Source organism: Amycolatopsis magusensis (assembly GCF_017875555.1).
GTDB classification, from domain to species: Bacteria; Actinomycetota; Actinomycetes; order Mycobacteriales; family Pseudonocardiaceae; genus Amycolatopsis; species Amycolatopsis magusensis.
The window spans coordinates 5,817,409-5,832,011 of the sequence record NZ_JAGGMS010000001.1 but is presented as its reverse complement, the minus strand read 5'-3'; the positions used below and the strand labels follow the sequence as shown (position 1 = coordinate 5,832,011).

Genomic DNA, 14,603 nt, shown 5'->3' with positions numbered 1-14,603 from the left:
GCGCGGGACAACGGCATCAGCATCAGCGCCGCCACCCGTGTCGCCTTTTCGAGCGCACTGTCGCTTGTGGTCACCGGGGTGCGGGGAGGCACGTGATGATCATCGTGGCGGCCGCACCCGGTGGCCCTGGCACGAGGAATGGTGAGCGGATCGATGGGTTCGACACGACGAGCGGTTCTGGGCTCGCCCGACGGATCGCCGTGCGGCCAACCCCGAGCGACCCCGGCCTGCGAATCCACCCCGACGTCAGGTTCGCACTACGACTCGCCGACGAACCGGTCTGCGACGCGGCGCCGCGCGTAGCGGAGCAGGTCCGCGTCACGGCGGTGGGCCCGGTCGGCGAGAAGACGACGCTTCTTGAACGGCAGGACCCGTCCTCGCGCACGCCATCACTGGCGGCTGGGCCCCGCGTCGTCCTGGCCTGCCACGCAGACGGCGAGTCCATCCGCACGGGGCATCGTGCGAACATCAGATACCTATTACTCTTCGTGTTGCATCAATCACTGTCCGAAGGGAACGATCGTGACACGTCGAAAGACCGGGTGGAGGCTGCGGCCGGTCGCCGCGGGTCTGGCCGCGCTGGTGGCCGGTGTCCTGCTGCCAGCAGGCGCTCAGGCCCAGGCGGCAGACCCCTCCAAGTGGGCCGCACTGGGGGACTCCTACACCGCCGGACTGTTCGTCGGCGCGCCACGGCCGCCGCTGGACTCACCCGACCGTGACGGCTGCGACCGCACCACCAACTCCTACCCCGACCTCGTCCGGAGGGCGCTGGGCCCGAGCGTGCAGCTGACCAACGTCAGCTGCGGCGGCGCAACCATCGAGAACATCGCCGACAGCGGCCAGCAGCCCCTGAGCCCCGTCGATCCCCCAGCCGACGGATGGGCGAAGGTGGACCCCCAGATCGAGCGAGCCGGGCTGGACCAGACCACCGACGTGGTCACCATCGGCGTCGGCGGGAACACCCTGGGCTTCGCCGAGATCCTCGTGCGCTGCGTCAAGGACGGCCTGTTCGGCCGCTACTGCCTGAACCACTTCGAGTACGAGATCGGGCAACGGTACGAGCGGGTGCTCACCGAGTACGAGGCGATGCTGGAAGCGGTGCACGACGCCGCCCCCAACGCGAAGGTGATCACGATCGGCTACCCCTCCGTTCTCCCCGGCAAGCCCGAGGACTGCGGACGCGGTGACCTGACCGAACTGGCCACCATCGGCAAGGACGACCTCGACTGGCTGTGGGGCGTGCACGCGAACCTCAACGAAATCATCAAGACCGTCACCGACGAGCGCGGCGACCGCTTCGTCGACCTCGCCGCCTCCAGCGAGGGCCACGACGCCTGCCAGCCGGCGGGCACCAAATGGGTTACGGGCATCTGTGGCCAGGCCGAGGACTTCTGGCCCCCCAACATCCCCCTTGCCGACCTGCCGCCCCTTCCTTGCCCCGGGAACACACGCGCCACCCTGGTCCACCCCAACGCCGCAGGCCACGCCAACACGGCCAAGCAGGTCGAAACCGCTATCCGCGCCGAACTACAGAAATCCTGACCAACCGCCCCACACACACAGCGTGCCGCCACGGCCGAACTGGTCAACGTCGACCGGCCGGGCACCGCGGTACGGCAGGAGCACGGAGGCACGTGCCGGACACGTTGTTCGGGTGAGTGACGGCTCTGCGCGGCGAAATCTCGGCCACGCCGGATCCGCAGCAGGATGGTTATGAGGCGTCGGCCAGGGCACGGTAGAGCGAGGCGACCGACGGGTTCTTCCCGGCGTTCTTGCCGGAGAAGATGGTCAGCTTCTCTTCGCGATCTCCGGCATCGGGGTGCCCTTGTCCCGCGGCGCGCGGGCGAAGACTGAGCGAGGCGGTGGACCGGCTGAACCTGATCGGCCAGCCGTTCCAGTTCCTCCACGCCGAACGCGGTCGCGGAAGCGTGCTGTACCACCGCTACGACGGTCACTACGGCCTGATCACCCCGGCGGTGTGAGGCAACTTCACGGACCGGCCGGGGGAACTCGCCGGGTTCTTCCCGGCGATCCGCCCGCCGCACCGCGGCCGAGGCCACGCCGGACAGGGTGAGCGTGATCGCCAGGTTGAGGATCGCGGTGGTCAGCCGCAGGCTCAGCTCCGTGACCAGGCCCGGCGGGATCACCACGGCGATCGCGGTGAGCAGGACCATGATCCAGCCGAAGAACAGGCGGGCCCGCGGCGTGGTGAGCAGCAGCAGGTGCAGCAGCGCGGTCGTGCCCAGCGCCACACCGGCCGAACTGCGGTTGCATCAGAATTCCCCATCCTTCGTGTCGGCCTCGAGGACGGCACGTGAACCTGCTTCTCCGGGTCGCATCAATCGGCCGGACCGGGCAACAAGGTACGCGGCAATAGGGAGTCCATCCTGCCCTTGCTCTCCCTTTTCCGATTTCTCTTCCCCGGACCGGTTACAGCAATGGACCGGGCAGATAGGTTCCGGCCAGCGCTTCCGTGTGGTCGCCGTCGTCCTCCGGCACCGTGCGCGCCGGGATGATCACCACCGGGCAGGCCGCTTCCCGCACGCACTGCGAGGAGACCGACCCGAGCATCAACTGGAGGAGCTTGCCGTATCCATGGCTGCCGAGCACCAGCATCGCCGCGGAATGGGAGGCGCGGACGAGTGCGTTCGCCGGTGTGTCCCGGGCGACCTCGAACCGGATGGTGGCCGCGAGGTCGCTACCCACCAGTGCGTGCACCAACTTTTCGAGCCCCTGCCGCTGCGCGACGCGGGCGTCGTGGACCGACACCGGGGGCGAGGTCTGCGGGCCGTGCAGCGGGTCGTGAGTCCAGGCGTGCAGTGCCCGGACATCGCGGCCGCTGCGGGCCCCCTCGTCCACCGCCCATCGCAGGGCCGCCCCACTCACCGCGGAGCCGTCCACACCGACCAGGATTTCACCGCTTTCCGGCAACGGGAGCTTTTTCATCGGAGGAGTCCTCGCTTTCGGCTCGAGAGAGTCAGGTCGAAGCCCACGGCGATCGAGTTCGTGGCCGCGGCGCTCGGCAGGAGCGGCGGGTCCGCGGGAACGCCGTCACGGTCGATCCAGATCGGGATCCGCACACCGGCGCGGAGTCCCTTGTCGGCCGGCACCAAGCCGGTACGGCGGTTCCCGTCCGGCAGGATCCAGGTGGCCTGAGTAGGCGCCGTCCTGCCCATCACCGCTGCGCTGCTGGGCACGGAAAGCGACGGGCCGTCGGCGAGCAAGGTCGCCGTGGTCCGAGCCGCGGCGGATCGGGTCGCGGCGGTTGTGCAAGGCAGATCACAGCCTGGTGGCCCACGCCGTCGTGGTGGTGTTCATGTGCTCGGTCCTCCCGTCTGTGCCGCGCCTCGGTGGACGACCTCGGTCACGGGGCGGCGAGCGGTCGGTGGTGTCGCGTAGCCGTAGCCGACGCGCAGCAGGGTGTGCACGCGGCCGGAATCGCGGAACAGCGCTTCCAGCGCCGCTCGTGTTTCCGTGGTCTCGAACGGCTGGGACACGAACGAGGTAGCCAAGCCGAGTGAGGTCGCGGTGAGCAGAACCGACTGCATGACCAGGCCACCGCGCAGATCGGCGAGTGCGCCCTGCCCACCGGAGAGCACGGCCACCAGCAGTGGCTGCTGTTCATACGATCGGGCGGGCAGCTCCGCGTTGGCGTGCGAACCGCGCTGGGGGACCGCACCGGCGTGCCGCGCCGGCGGCGCGGCCGCGGTGAGCGGCACGCCATCGGCGCTCCCGGCCGAACGGCGGGTCCAGCGCGCGGATTCCGCTTGGAACGACTCGTCGGTCGCCTGGAGGAACTCGGCCCGCCGGGCGAGCACCGCCACGGTGTCGTACCGGGCGGAGGGCTCCAGGTGCTCCAGCCGGCCGCCCTCGGTGAGCGCCGCCGTGTTGAGCGCCGCCTGGAGGCCGCGTGGCACCTGCTGGTCCAGGAACGGCCTGCGGTTGGTGTGCCGGTGGAAGATCGCCTCCGCCAGCTCGCGTTCCGCCGGTGTGGACCGGCGGACGCCGTCGATGCGGATCTCGGCGAGCAGATCGGGTGAGCCGGGCGCGGGCAGCAACCGCACCCGGGGGTCCTTACCGTTCACCCGCAAGGACAACCGCAGGTTGAACAAGGCTGCGCCGCAGGACAACCGGGCTTCCCTGGCGTCGGGATCGGCCACCGTCAGGACGCGGTCGTGGTCGAGCCACAACTCGACGCGGTCACCGTCCACTTCGAACCGCCACGGCTGGGTGTTGTGCGGGGAAGGCGCGCGCGTGGCGGCGGTCAGCGCTTGGTCCAGCTCGGTGGCGAATGGTCGGCTCATCACTGCTCTCCGCTCGGTTTTGCCTGCCCACCCAGGATCGGCGCTCCCGGTGCCGATCGATGCGGTCACCGGTCACGGCTGCGTGGGACCTTTGGCCTCGATCGTCAGGTCGCGTCGGCGGAAGCCCGCGGCACCGGCGAGCGCCAGAGTCAGGCCGAGCGCGGTAAGCAGGACCAGTGCCCGTTCAGCGCGCGGCTGCGGTCGAAATGCTTGCGCAGCCCCGCGATCTCGATGGCGTTCATGCCCGGTCACTGCCACGGCCGCGGTGCGCACGATCTGCCCGATCGCACCGAGCACAGCCGGATCGGCTTCGTCGAACAGTTCGGCGCAGATGGCTCCCCGATCTCCAGTCCGGTCAGTGCCTGCGGGCTCACGGTCGCTCCTCGGCTCGTCGGGACCAGCTCATGCTGGCCAGCCGGGCGGGAGCGGTGCTGCGGGAAAGGTCACGTCCCGCACGACCTTCGTCCTCGACGGTCGTGACTTCCGGCAGGACCTCCGGCCCTACGCGGCAGGCACGGCCTGAAGCAAGCTCTCGCGGAAAGGCACGGAGAAAGGACACACCATGGGCACACCCGAGGACGGCCGTGTGATCCTGGTCGGCGTCGACGGCTCGGCGACGAGCGACGCGGCCTTGCGCTGGACGCTGAGGGCGCTGGCCCGGCCCGGAGATCAAGTCAAGGCGATCATCGTGGTCCCCGACGAGGGCCTGCTACCGGGCACGAGCTTCGCGTTCCAGCCGCACGGTCGCGGCCCGACCCAGCTTCGCGACTACTCCCCCGCGGACCACGTCGAGCGGCTCCGTGCAGCGGTGCCCGGGTCGGCACCGGTGGCCGTGACTACCGCCCAGGGCGACGCCGCCACCGAGCTGGTCACCGCTTCGGCCCACGCCGACCTCCTGGTCATCGGCGCGCACGGCGGCTCCGCGACGAGCGAACTGCTGCTCGGCAGCGTCTCGCGGGAATGCATCCGCTACGCCCGCTGCCCCGTCACCGTCATCACGGGGGAAGCCGCAGCACGCGTTTGAACATCGGCCTGTCAGGCGGTCAACGCAGCGGTACGAGCCAATCCAGCTGAGTTCCACCACCGTCGCGCTGGCCCAGCACGAAAGTCCCGCCCAGTTGCTCGGCGCGTTCACGCAGGTTGCGCAATCCGCTCGGCGCCACGCTGGGCGGGATTCCGACCCCGTCATCGCTGACGTTGATGGACATCTTGCCGTCCCGGACGGCCACGTTCACCAGGAGGTTCGCCGCGCGGGCGTGCCGGACCGCGTTGCTCACGCCCTCCCGGACCACCGCCTCGGCGTGCTCGGCCAAGTGCTGGGGCACCGCGTCGAGCGTGCCGGACATGCTGACCGTCGGGTGCACCTCGCTCGACTCGGTCAGCTCCGCGATGGCGTCGTGCAGCCGGTTCCGCAGCCGTTGCCCGGTCTGCCCCGCAGCCCCGCCGTGCAGGTCGAAGATCGCCGTGCGGATCTCACCCACGATCTCGTGCAGCTGATCGATGCTCTCCCCCAGCCGTCGCTGCAGGTCCGGGGATTTGGCCCGCCGGTGGGTGCTCTGCATCGCCAGACCGACGGCGAACAACCGCTGGATGACGTGGTCGTGCAGGTCACGGGCGATGCGGTCCCGATCCGCGAGCACATCCAGCTCACGCGCCGTGCGCTGCTGCGTCGCCAGCTGCAGGGCCAGCGCCGCCTGATCGGCGAACGAGGCGATCACCGGCAACTGGTCCGCGGCGAAGGCGGGTGCCCCGACCTCGCGGGCCGCCATCAGCACCCCGGAGGTCCGTTCACCCGCACGCAACGGCACCACCAGGGACGGCCCGAACCGGGAGGCTTCAGCCGGCGCGTGGTGCAGGACCAGCTCGGTGACGTTGCGCGGGGTGCGGTCCTGGTACACCTGGCCGGGTATCGACGATCCGATGTCGATCCGGGCACCGGTCAGCTCGTCCGCGCGCGCACCCGCGCAGACGACCACCGTGAGTTCCTCGGCGGCGTCGTCCCATTCCTCGGAGTCCAGCTGACCGGACGGCAGCGCGAGCACCGTCATGTCGGAGCCGGTCAACTCCAGCGCCCGGCTGGCGATGAGGTTGAGCGCGTCGGCCGGGTCCGTGCCCGCCAGCAGCTCGGTGGTCACCTCGCTGGTCGCGGCCTGCCACTGCTGCCGGATCCTGGCCTGTTCGTAGAGGTGCGCGTTCTCGATCGCGATACCGGCCGCGGCGGCCAGCGCCTGCAGGACCACCTCGTCGTCCTCGGTGAACTGTTCCCCGTCCTTCTTCTCGGTCAGGTACAGGTTGCCGAACACCTCATCCCGCACCCGGACCGGGACACCGAGGAACGAGTGCATCGGCGGGTGGTTCGGCGGAAAGCCGACCGAAGCCGGGTGACGTGAGATCTCGTCCAACCGCAACGGTTTCGCCTCGTCGATCACCAGCCCGAGCACTCCGTGCCCTTCGGGGAGGTGCCCGATCCGCTCCCGCGACTGCTCGTCGATTCCGATGTAGACGAACTCGGCGAGCGACGTGTCGTCCGCGAGCACACCGAGTGCTCCGTACTTGGCTTCACCGAGATCGATGGCAGCCTGCACGATCCGTCTCAGGGTGGTGTCGAGTTCGAGGCCGGAGGCGACCGCGAGCACGGCGTCGAGCAGACCGTCCATCTTGTCGCGGGTATCGATCAGCAACTCGATGCGGTCCTGCAGATCTCGCAGTACTTCCCGGACCCGCAGTTGGGACAGCGTGCCGGTGACTTTCCGGGCGCCGCCCTCACTTCCCTCGTGTGCCGATTCGCTGTTCACTTCGCGGTCCCTCGATTCGGTCGGGGACGTACATCGCAACGCAGGTGACGTTCTCCTCTTATTCGCCCGCGGTGGCCCGGGGACAGTAGACCTTGTTCTCCGCGGCCAGTCTGCCGCTGATCGGGTTCCAGAGGAAGAAGAGACCATGCGACTCACCTCGGTCGGACGACTCGGCTCGGACCAGGTGGAGTCCGTACTCCGCGCGGCCGTGCTGGCGCCTTCGACGCACAACACCCAGCCGTGGCTCTTCCGCTGCACACCCGGCGGCATCGAATTGCACGCCGACGTCTCCCGTGTCCTGCCGGCCACCGACCCGGACCAGCGCGAACTACTGCTGTCGTGTGGCGCCGCCCTGTTCAACCTGCGCACAGCGATCCACGCACTGGGCACGCATCCGGCCACCGTGCTGCGCCCCCGGCGGGACGAACCCACGCTGCTCGCGGTGGTGCGCCCCTTCGCCGCGCACGCCGCCGACGCTCGTTACTCCGTACTGGCCAAGGCGATCCCCCATCGGCACACCAACCGCCAGCCGTTCCGGGCGGCACGGGTGCCCCCGGCGGTGATCGCGAACCTGCGCCACGCCGCGGAAGCGGAGCACGCGTGGATGCCGGTGCTCGATTCTCCCCAGCGCGAGCGGCTTCGCGGTTTGGTGGAGCAGGCACACGAGGCCCAGCTGGCGGACTCCGCGTTCCTGGCCGAATGGCGCCAGTGGACCGGCCGGGCGAACCACTCGCGCGACGGGGTCCCCGTGCGCGCGGCCGGCAACGACAACTGGGCACTACGGGACTTCGGCGAGGCCACCGGCCCGCAGGGGCACGGTGGACCGCCGGGAGAACCGTTCATCGTGGTGCTCGGCTCGTTCGGTGACGACCCCATCGACCGACTCCGCGCCGGGCAGGCCATGCAGCGGCTGCTGCTCACCGCCACCGCCGCCGGACTCGACGCGTCCTTCATCTCCCAGCCCGTCGAGGTTCCCAGCGCGCGCCGCGAACTGCGGCAACTGCTGGGAGGCGGGCTCTGGCCGCAGATGGTGCTCCGAGTCGGCTACGGCTCCCCGGCGACCTGGACACCGCGCCGGCCACTGACCGAGGTCCTGCTCGACGACCGCCTGCTCAGCGCTTAACCCTCGGCATCCCGGGCCGCCTGCCCGCGCAGTTCGGTGGCCAGCACCGCGGCCTGGGTCCGGCGCTGCAGCCCCAACTTGGTCAGCAGCCTGGACACGTAGTTCTTCACCGTCTTCTCGGCCAGGAACATCCGCTCGGAGATCTCCCGGTTGGTCAACCCCTCGCCGATCAGTTCCAGCAGGGTCCGCTCCTGGTCGCTGAGCTGCGCGAGCGGCCCCTTCTTCTCCGTGCTCTCGCGGAGCTTGGCCATCAGCGTCGCGGCCGCACGAGCGTCCAGCAGCGAACGGCCGGCGCCGACCTCGCGGACCGCGGACACCAGGTCCATACCCTTGATGTCCTTGATCACGTAGCCGCTGGCACCGGCCATGATGGCGTCGAGCATCGCCTGCTCGTCGGTGTAGGACGTGAGCATCAAACAGTTGAGGCCAGGGAGCTTCGAGCGAAGCTCCCTGGCCAGTTCCACGCCGTTGCCGTCCGGCAGCCGGACGTCGAGCACAGCCACGTCCGGCCGCAGCGCCGGGATGCGGGCCAGCGCCTCGGACACACTCGACGCCTGCCCGATCACCTCGAAGTCGGCCTCTTCGTCGAGCATGTCGGCGACACCACGCCGCACGACCTCGTGGTCGTCCACCAGAAACACCCGCAGCATCGACGCCTCCTTCCACCGCTGAGCAGCCTACGGCGCCGGAGGTCGTTCCGGTGGTGACCAAAGTCCTTCACCGACGGCAGAAGTCCCGCTCCTGCCTCACTTGCCCTTTTCGGGGCGCACCACGAGCACCGGGCACCGGGCGTGCTGGATCAGGGCCTGGCTCGTGGACCCGAGCAGCAGGCCGGTGAACCCGCCACGGCCCCGGCTGCCCACGACCAGCAACCGCGCTTCGGCGGACAGGTCCAGCAGTGCGTGGCGTGGCTGGTCACGCACGAGTTCGCGCCGGACCTCGACCTGCGGGTACTTCTCCTGCCAGCCGGCCAGCCGCTGGGCGAGCAGCCGCTGCTCCTCCGCCTCGATGGTCTCCCACGGCGTGGGCAGCCGTGCGGTGCCGTAGAAGTCTTCGTAGGTGACATCGCTCCAAGCGTGCAGGGCGACCAGTGGCGCTTCACGCGATGCGGCCTCTTCGAAGGCGGTGGCCAGCGCCTGCTCGCTGTTCGGGCTGCCGTCGATACCCACCACCACCGGTCCCGAGACCGGCACCTCGCCGCCCTCGTCCCTGGGCCGGACCACCACGACCGGGCAGTGCCCGTGACTGGCCACCGCGGCCGTGGTCGAGCCGACGCGCATACCGCTGAAGGCGGTCCGGCCACTGTGCCCGAGCACGACCATGCGGGCTTCACGGGACAACTCGATCAGCAGCGGCACGGGCGGATCGACCGGCATCGCCGTGGAGATGGTGAGATCCCCGGCCACCGACCGTGCGGTCGCCTCGGCGTCGTCAAGCAGCTGCCGTCCCGCCTCACGCAGTGGATCGAGGAAGGTGGCCGGTCCCGCCAGCCCACCCCCGTAGTACAACTCGGCCAGGCGCAGGCCGTGCACGAGGTGCAGGCCGAAGTGGCGCCGGTGCGCGGTCTCGGCCGCCCAGCGCACAGCGCTTTCGGCACCGGGTGAACCGTCCACGCCGACAACGATCTTGTTCTCCATCACACACGTCCTTCTGCGGTCTCGGAAACGGTGTCGGCGTCGATCACGCCGGGGACGGACTTGGCCAGCAGCGTGGCCACGTGCCGATCGGTCTCGCTGTCGTAGGCGTCGGTGATCCGGACCTTGCCGTCCCGCACCTCGACCTTCCAGCGCCCGCCACCGCCGTAGATCTCCAGGTGGTGCCGGACGTCGGCGGCGATGTCGTGGTCACTGCGGGCCAGCGCCCGCACCACGTCTCCCCTGGTCACGATGCCGACCACGGCGGCACCGTCCACAATGGGCATCGCGCGGATGCGGTCGTCGAGCAGGGCGCGGCAGAGGTCGGCCACGTCGGCGCCGGTGCCCATCGCGACGGCGGGCGAGGTCATCAGCGACCCGACGGCCGAATCGGGTACCGGCCGGGCCGGATCGCGGTGCTGGTAGCGGGTGTCGCGGGGCACGCGGTCCCGGATCAGGTCGGCTTCGGTGACGATGCCGATCAGCCGATCGTCGTCGTCGACCACCGGCAAGGCGGTGAAACGGTGCTCGGCCAGCAGGCCGGCTGCCTCCTTGGCGGTGGTTTCCGGCCGCACGGTGAGCACCGGGGAACTCATCAGCTCGCGAGCACGCATGGGTCAGCTCCCCGTCTTCGTGGTGTCCAGCCAGACGTAGTCGAGGCGGTTGTCCACGACGACCACACCGCGCACCTGCTCGATCAGCCTGGCCACCGGCGTCACCTCACTGCGCCGCTCCACCCGGCCCACCACGGTGACCACCCCGTGCTCCACGGCCACCCGCACGCGGTCCGGTCCGAGCGACAACTCCCCCGCCAGCACCCGGCTTTCGATTTCGTGCCGGATCTCGGCGTCGTCCCGGGCGAACACGCCGATCAGGTCGTGGCGGGCCAGCACACCGACCGGCTCGCCGTCGCTCACCACGAACAGGCGGCGGACCTTCGTCTCGGCGAACCTGCCCGCCGCGGTGGCCAGCGAATTCCCGGCGTCCACGGTCAGCGCGGGCGCGCTCATCAACTCGGCCGCGACGCGCGCTTCCGCCTTCCGCCGCTCCAGCCGATGGGACGGCCGCCGCCACAGGCGGTGCCGCGGCTCCGGCCACGGCCGGTAGTGCGCGAGCAGGTCGGCCTCGGACACGACGCCGGCCAGCAGGCCCGCGCCGTCGACCACGCCGACGGCGCTGATCCGGTGCTCGGCCATCCGTTCCGCGATCTCCTTGAAGGTGGCGCCGAGCGGGACGGTGACCGGGTCGGGGGTCATCACCGCGGCGACGGTGTTCGGGTCCATGGCTTCTTCCGTTCCTGTCTCAGGCAGTTCCGGTGGATTCAGGCGGCGCGGTGGCGGACCACCATGACGGTGCAGTCGGCGTGGTGGGCCAGCGCCTGGCTGGTGGATCCGAGCAGCAGGCCGGTGAACCCGCCACGGCCCCGGCTGCCGACGACGATCAGCCGGGCCTTCTCACTCCACTCGAGCAGGCGGTGCCGGGGTTTGTCCTGCAGCACGACGCGCTCCACGGCGACGTCGGGGTACTGCTCCCGCCAGCCCGCCAGCCGCTCGGCGAGCACCCGCTGCTCGGTCTCGTGGAGCGGCTCCCAGTCGAACCGCGCGCGGCTCTGGCTGAACAGGACTTCGGTGTCGCCGTCGTGCCACGTGTGCACGGCGACCAGCGGGGCGTTCCGGGCGGAAGCTTCGGCGAAGCCCTGCGCGATCGCGGCTTCGCTGTTCGGGCTTCCGTCGACGCCGACGACCACCGGGCCTTCCTGCGGGCGGCCGCGGTCGCGACCGCGCACGATGACCACCGGGCAGTCGGCACCGGCCAGGACCGGGATCGACGTGGAACCCACGATCAGCCCGCTCACCGCCCCGCCCGGCTCGCCGAGCACCAGCATGCGCACGTGGCACGACAACTCACGCAGGACGGACACCGACCCGAGCGGGCTCACGCGGGTGTGTACCGGCAGGCCGGGCGCCATCTCGGCGGCGACCGCCGCGGCGTCGCGCACCATGTGTTCCGCGGCTTCCTTCTTGGCTTCCAGCCATTCCATCGGCGGGTACACCCGCATCGCGAAGGAGACGTCGTCGAGCCCGTAGGCGCTGAGGATCATCAGTGGCGCGTGCAGGCGGACAGCCTCCTCCACCGCCCACCGCGTCGCGGCCAAGGCCGGTTCCGAACCGTCGACCGCCACCAGCACCGGTGGGTTTCCCGTGGGTGACACGCTCATCGCCACTTCCTCCGCCTTCGCTCCATTGCCGACGACTCGAAGCTAGTGACGGGAAGGGTGCCGGGAATGCGGCCGTTCTTCCCTTCTCCGTGGGACTTTGGCCAGCGAGTCAGCCAAAAGCAGGCGGCAGAGCCCGCACAGGCCGACCACGCCCAGCCAGCCCAGCACGGTGATCGCGACGGCCGCCACCACCGCGTTCGACGGCGCTTCCGGTGGCGTGACGGGATCGTCGTGCTCGTCCAGCCAGATCGGCACCCGGGTGCCCGCCGGAGTCCGCTGCCCGGCGAGCACGGTGCCCTCCCGCGCCAGTCCTCCCGCGGTCACCCAGGAGGCCGGGGTCTCCACCGCTGTTCCGGCGGCCGGAGCGTCCGCCAGCAGTACCGCGGTGGCCGGGTACCGGGTCGCGATCTGGTGCGCGATCACCGAGCTCCGCTCGGCGTGGAACTCCAGCCCGACGAGCACCGCCGCTGGCGCGGAGAGCAGAACCACCAGTGTCAGCGCACGCAGCACAGCGGCTTCGAGCCGGTCCAGCCCCCGTGCCCCTGGACTCCGTGGTCGGGCGGGGGCGCCCCACGTCGTGTTCATCACCGCACGCCCATTCCCTCGGATTCGTCCAGTGCCGCGGCATGGGCCGCGGTGGTGTGGTGGGCCAAGGCACCACACCACCGCGGACGTCTTCCTCAACGACTGGTGTCGGGCCGGAGCACCGCGACCGGGCAGGTGCTGTGGTGCAGCAGCGACTGGCTGGTCGAGCCGAGGCACATGCCGGCGAAGCCACCGCGGCCGTGCGAACCGACCACGAGCAGCTGCGCGCCTTCGGCCGCCTTCAGCAGGCCGCGGACCGGCCGGTCGCGCACCGACCGCTCGACGAGTCGCACTTCGGGGTACTTTTCGCGCCAGGCGGTCAAGTGCGCGGTCAGTCCCCGCTCTTCGTCTTCACCGATCCGCGTGTAGTCCAGTTGCATCGGCATGACGGGCCAGCCGTGTTCGAGTGACAGGTCGTTCCAGGTGTGCACCGCGAGCAGCGGCACCTCCAGCGCGGCGGCACTGGCGAAGGCGAAGTCGAGCGCGGCGTCGCAGTTCGCCGAGTTGTCCACGCCGACCACGATCGGACCCGTTTCCGGAGGTGCCGACTCCGGTGTCCGGCCGCGCACGACCACCACCGGACACTGCCCGTGGTGCGCCAGCGCCACCGAAACCGAACCGACGAGCAGCCCGCTGAACCCACCGAGCCCGCGCGAACCCAGCACCACCAGGTCCGCTTCCGCGGATGCCGTGGTGAGCGTCTCCGCGGCGGCACCGACGCGCAGATCGGTGTCGACCTCGACGCGGTCGTCGACCGACCTGGCCGCCGTCGCCGCTTCGGCCAGCCATTCGTGGCCCTGCTCGATCAGCGCCTCGCCGTACTCGCGGGGCAGCGCCACCGGCACGTGCGGCGGTTTCGGCGGCACGAAACAGGCGTGGACCAGCCGCAGTGGCTTCTCGCGTCGCACGGCCTCCTTGGCTGCCCAGCGCACGGCGTGCAGTGCGGACACGGATCCGTCCACACCGGCGACCACGGGTCGGTTCGTCATGGTGTTCATCGGGCTTCCTCCTGAACTACGGGCAGCTTCACGGGCTCGGGCACGGCCTCGGCCGGGTAGCCGACCCGCAGGATCAGCTGGGGGTAGCCCGCCAGGCCGAGCTGTTCGATCAGCCCGGCGCGGACCTCGGGCAGGTGCAGCGGCTGGGTCACCACGGACGCCACCAGGCCCCCGGCCACGGCGTCCAGCCAGATCCGCTGCGCGGCCGCACCGGCGTGCAGATGGTCCCGCCGGGTGTCGTCCGGGGTGAGCACCACCAGCAGGCCCTCCTGGGCGAGCCGGGAAGCGAAGGTGATGCGATCGGGCACCCGGGTACCGCGGCGCACCAATCCCGCCCACGGCAGGCTGGTCCGTTCGGCGGCTCCCGGCGGCAGGCTGAGCCACGCGGTCAGCTCCCGCTGGTACGCGCGATCGTCCTTCAACACCTCGGCCGCGTACTCCAGCAGATCGGCCAGCGGCGCGGTCTCGGTCCGGGGATCGATCAACCGGGCTTGCACGCCCGGTTCGCTCGCCGCCCCGGTCAGCGCTCGCAGGCGGCGGACCGGCACCCGGCGCAACCGGAACGGTTCGCGATGGCTGTGCCGCCGGAAGATCGCCGAGTAGCGCGCCGAAGTCAGCTCGGTGACCGCCGCCCGTCCCGACGCCCGCACCTGCGCCACCAGGTCCCCGCGCCCCGGCTGGGGGAACAACGCCGTTTGCGCGTCCCAGCCAAGCGCCCGCACGGCCAGTTCCAGGTTGGCCAGAGCCGCACCGCAGGAAATCACGCGATCGCGACCGGTCGGATCGTGGCGCGGCAGCGACACGTCGAAGCGCTCGAACAACTCGACGACGTCACCGCGTGGCTCGAGCGACCACGGCTTGGTGTCGTGCACCGACGGCGCCCGGCTGACCGCGTGCGCCAGCACCCCGATCTCCGCACTGGACCAGTTCATCATCCGACCTCCGT

Annotated in this window: 16 protein-coding genes; 4 read left to right on the top strand and 12 right to left on the bottom strand. The window is 70.6% G+C overall.

Annotated features, from left to right (window positions below):
* Positions 1 to 522: 522 nt before the first annotated feature.
* The gene (locus tag JOM49_RS25950; RefSeq protein WP_209666837.1) at positions 523 to 1,542 is read left to right on the top strand and encodes an SGNH/GDSL hydrolase family protein; all 1,020 of its coding nucleotides are present in this window, start codon (positions 523 to 525) and stop codon (positions 1,540 to 1,542) included.
* A 320-nt stretch (positions 1,543 to 1,862) separates the two neighbouring features.
* Positions 1,863 to 1,982 (top strand): sigma 54 modulation/S30EA ribosomal C-terminal domain-containing protein, encoded by a 120-nt coding sequence (locus JOM49_RS25945; RefSeq protein ID WP_368860530.1) that lies wholly within the window; start codon positions 1,863 to 1,865, stop codon positions 1,980 to 1,982.
* Positions 1,983 to 2,430: 448 nt separating this feature from the next.
* Here the strand turns inward: JOM49_RS25945 and JOM49_RS25940 are convergent, their stop codons facing one another.
* Genes JOM49_RS25940 through JOM49_RS25935 form a run of 3 tightly spaced genes read right to left on the bottom strand, consistent with a single transcriptional unit; the run spans position 2,431 to position 4,304 of the window.
* Positions 2,431 to 2,946, bottom strand: a complete 516-nt coding sequence (locus JOM49_RS25940; protein WP_209666836.1) for a universal stress protein — start codon at positions 2,944 to 2,946, stop codon at positions 2,431 to 2,433.
* Complete coding sequence (locus JOM49_RS44485) at positions 2,943 to 3,278, bottom strand: hypothetical protein (RefSeq protein ID WP_504740033.1); 336 nt, start codon at positions 3,276 to 3,278, stop codon at positions 2,943 to 2,945. Before JOM49_RS44485 ends, JOM49_RS25940 begins: the two co-directional genes overlap by 4 nt.
* A 36-nt stretch (positions 3,279 to 3,314) precedes the next feature.
* Positions 3,315 to 4,304 (bottom strand): Acg family FMN-binding oxidoreductase, encoded by a 990-nt coding sequence (locus JOM49_RS25935; RefSeq protein WP_209666835.1) that lies wholly within the window; start codon positions 4,302 to 4,304, stop codon positions 3,315 to 3,317.
* A gap of 562 nt (positions 4,305 to 4,866) precedes the next feature.
* Here JOM49_RS25935 and JOM49_RS25930 point away from each other — a divergent pair.
* Positions 4,867 to 5,328 (top strand): universal stress protein, encoded by a 462-nt coding sequence (locus JOM49_RS25930; protein WP_209666834.1) that lies wholly within the window; start codon positions 4,867 to 4,869, stop codon positions 5,326 to 5,328.
* 19 nt (positions 5,329 to 5,347) lie between these two features.
* On the opposite strand, the gene JOM49_RS25925 is transcribed toward JOM49_RS25930, so the two are convergent.
* The gene (locus tag JOM49_RS25925) at positions 5,348 to 7,099 is read right to left on the bottom strand and encodes a sensor histidine kinase (RefSeq protein WP_308158869.1); all 1,752 of its coding nucleotides are present in this window, start codon (positions 7,097 to 7,099) and stop codon (positions 5,348 to 5,350) included.
* Between the two features lie 145 nt (positions 7,100 to 7,244).
* Between JOM49_RS25925 and JOM49_RS25920 the strand changes: the two genes are divergently transcribed.
* Positions 7,245 to 8,222 carry an Acg family FMN-binding oxidoreductase gene (locus JOM49_RS25920; RefSeq protein WP_209666832.1) on the top strand — a complete coding sequence of 326 codons (978 nt, stop codon included), beginning with the start codon at positions 7,245 to 7,247 and terminating at the stop codon, positions 8,220 to 8,222.
* Here the strand turns inward: JOM49_RS25920 and JOM49_RS25915 are convergent.
* The 8 genes from JOM49_RS25915 to JOM49_RS25880 all read right to left on the bottom strand — a co-directional run bounded on the left by JOM49_RS25915 (position 8,219) and on the right by JOM49_RS25880 (position 14,589).
* On the bottom strand, positions 8,219 to 8,872 hold the full coding sequence (locus JOM49_RS25915; protein WP_209666831.1) for a response regulator: 654 nt from the start codon (positions 8,870 to 8,872) through the stop codon (positions 8,219 to 8,221). The two genes, JOM49_RS25920 and JOM49_RS25915, sit on opposite strands and share 4 nt — an antisense overlap.
* Before the next feature lie 96 nt (positions 8,873 to 8,968).
* Positions 8,969 to 9,859, bottom strand: a complete 891-nt coding sequence (locus JOM49_RS25910; RefSeq protein ID WP_209666830.1) for a universal stress protein — start codon at positions 9,857 to 9,859, stop codon at positions 8,969 to 8,971.
* The gene (locus tag JOM49_RS25905) at positions 9,859 to 10,470 is read right to left on the bottom strand and encodes a CBS domain-containing protein (protein WP_209666829.1); all 612 of its coding nucleotides are present in this window, start codon (positions 10,468 to 10,470) and stop codon (positions 9,859 to 9,861) included. The genes JOM49_RS25910 and JOM49_RS25905 overlap by 1 nt, the downstream gene beginning before the upstream one ends.
* Before the next feature lie 3 nt (positions 10,471 to 10,473).
* Complete coding sequence (locus tag JOM49_RS25900; RefSeq protein ID WP_209666828.1) at positions 10,474 to 11,139, bottom strand: CBS domain-containing protein; 666 nt, start codon at positions 11,137 to 11,139, stop codon at positions 10,474 to 10,476.
* Between the two features lie 38 nt (positions 11,140 to 11,177).
* Positions 11,178 to 12,074 (bottom strand): universal stress protein, encoded by an 897-nt coding sequence (locus tag JOM49_RS25895; RefSeq protein ID WP_245369472.1) that lies wholly within the window; start codon positions 12,072 to 12,074, stop codon positions 11,178 to 11,180.
* Positions 12,075 to 12,116: 42 nt separating this feature from the next.
* Positions 12,117 to 12,659 (bottom strand): Rv1733c family protein, encoded by a 543-nt coding sequence (locus tag JOM49_RS25890; RefSeq protein WP_443626253.1) that lies wholly within the window; start codon positions 12,657 to 12,659, stop codon positions 12,117 to 12,119.
* 95 nt (positions 12,660 to 12,754) lie between these two features.
* On the bottom strand, positions 12,755 to 13,657 hold the full coding sequence (locus JOM49_RS25885) for a universal stress protein (protein WP_209666826.1): 903 nt from the start codon (positions 13,655 to 13,657) through the stop codon (positions 12,755 to 12,757).
* Positions 13,654 to 14,589 (bottom strand): Acg family FMN-binding oxidoreductase, encoded by a 936-nt coding sequence (locus JOM49_RS25880; protein WP_209666825.1) that lies wholly within the window; start codon positions 14,587 to 14,589, stop codon positions 13,654 to 13,656. Before JOM49_RS25880 ends, JOM49_RS25885 begins: the two co-directional genes overlap by 4 nt.
* Positions 14,590 to 14,603: the final 14 nt, after the last annotated feature.

Bases quoted from the DNA above. Each gene is read 5' to 3' on its own strand.
- JOM49_RS25940 (WP_209666836.1), bottom strand. From the start codon at position 2,946: ATGAAAAAGCTCCCGTTGCCGGAAAGCGGTGAAATCCTGGTCGGTGTG.
- JOM49_RS25935 (WP_209666835.1), bottom strand. From the start codon at position 4,304: ATGAGCCGACCATTCGCCACCGAGCTGGACCAAGCGCTGACCGCCGCC.
- JOM49_RS25930 (WP_209666834.1), top strand. From the start codon at position 4,867: ATGGGCACACCCGAGGACGGCCGTGTGATCCTGGTCGGCGTCGACGGC.
- JOM49_RS25920 (WP_209666832.1), top strand. From the start codon at position 7,245: ATGCGACTCACCTCGGTCGGACGACTCGGCTCGGACCAGGTGGAGTCC.
- JOM49_RS25915 (WP_209666831.1), bottom strand. From the start codon at position 8,872: ATGCTGCGGGTGTTTCTGGTGGACGACCACGAGGTCGTGCGGCGTGGT.
- JOM49_RS25910 (WP_209666830.1), bottom strand. From the start codon at position 9,859: ATGGAGAACAAGATCGTTGTCGGCGTGGACGGTTCACCCGGTGCCGAA.
- JOM49_RS25905 (WP_209666829.1), bottom strand. From the start codon at position 10,470: ATGCGTGCTCGCGAGCTGATGAGTTCCCCGGTGCTCACCGTGCGGCCG.
- JOM49_RS25900 (WP_209666828.1), bottom strand. From the start codon at position 11,139: ATGGACCCGAACACCGTCGCCGCGGTGATGACCCCCGACCCGGTCACC.
- JOM49_RS25895 (WP_245369472.1), bottom strand. From the start codon at position 12,074: ATGAGCGTGTCACCCACGGGAAACCCACCGGTGCTGGTGGCGGTCGAC.
- JOM49_RS25890 (WP_443626253.1), bottom strand. From the start codon at position 12,659: ATGAACACGACGTGGGGCGCCCCCGCCCGACCACGGAGTCCAGGGGCA.
- JOM49_RS25885 (WP_209666826.1), bottom strand. From the start codon at position 13,657: ATGAACACCATGACGAACCGACCCGTGGTCGCCGGTGTGGACGGATCC.
- JOM49_RS25880 (WP_209666825.1), bottom strand. From the start codon at position 14,589: ATGAACTGGTCCAGTGCGGAGATCGGGGTGCTGGCGCACGCGGTCAGC.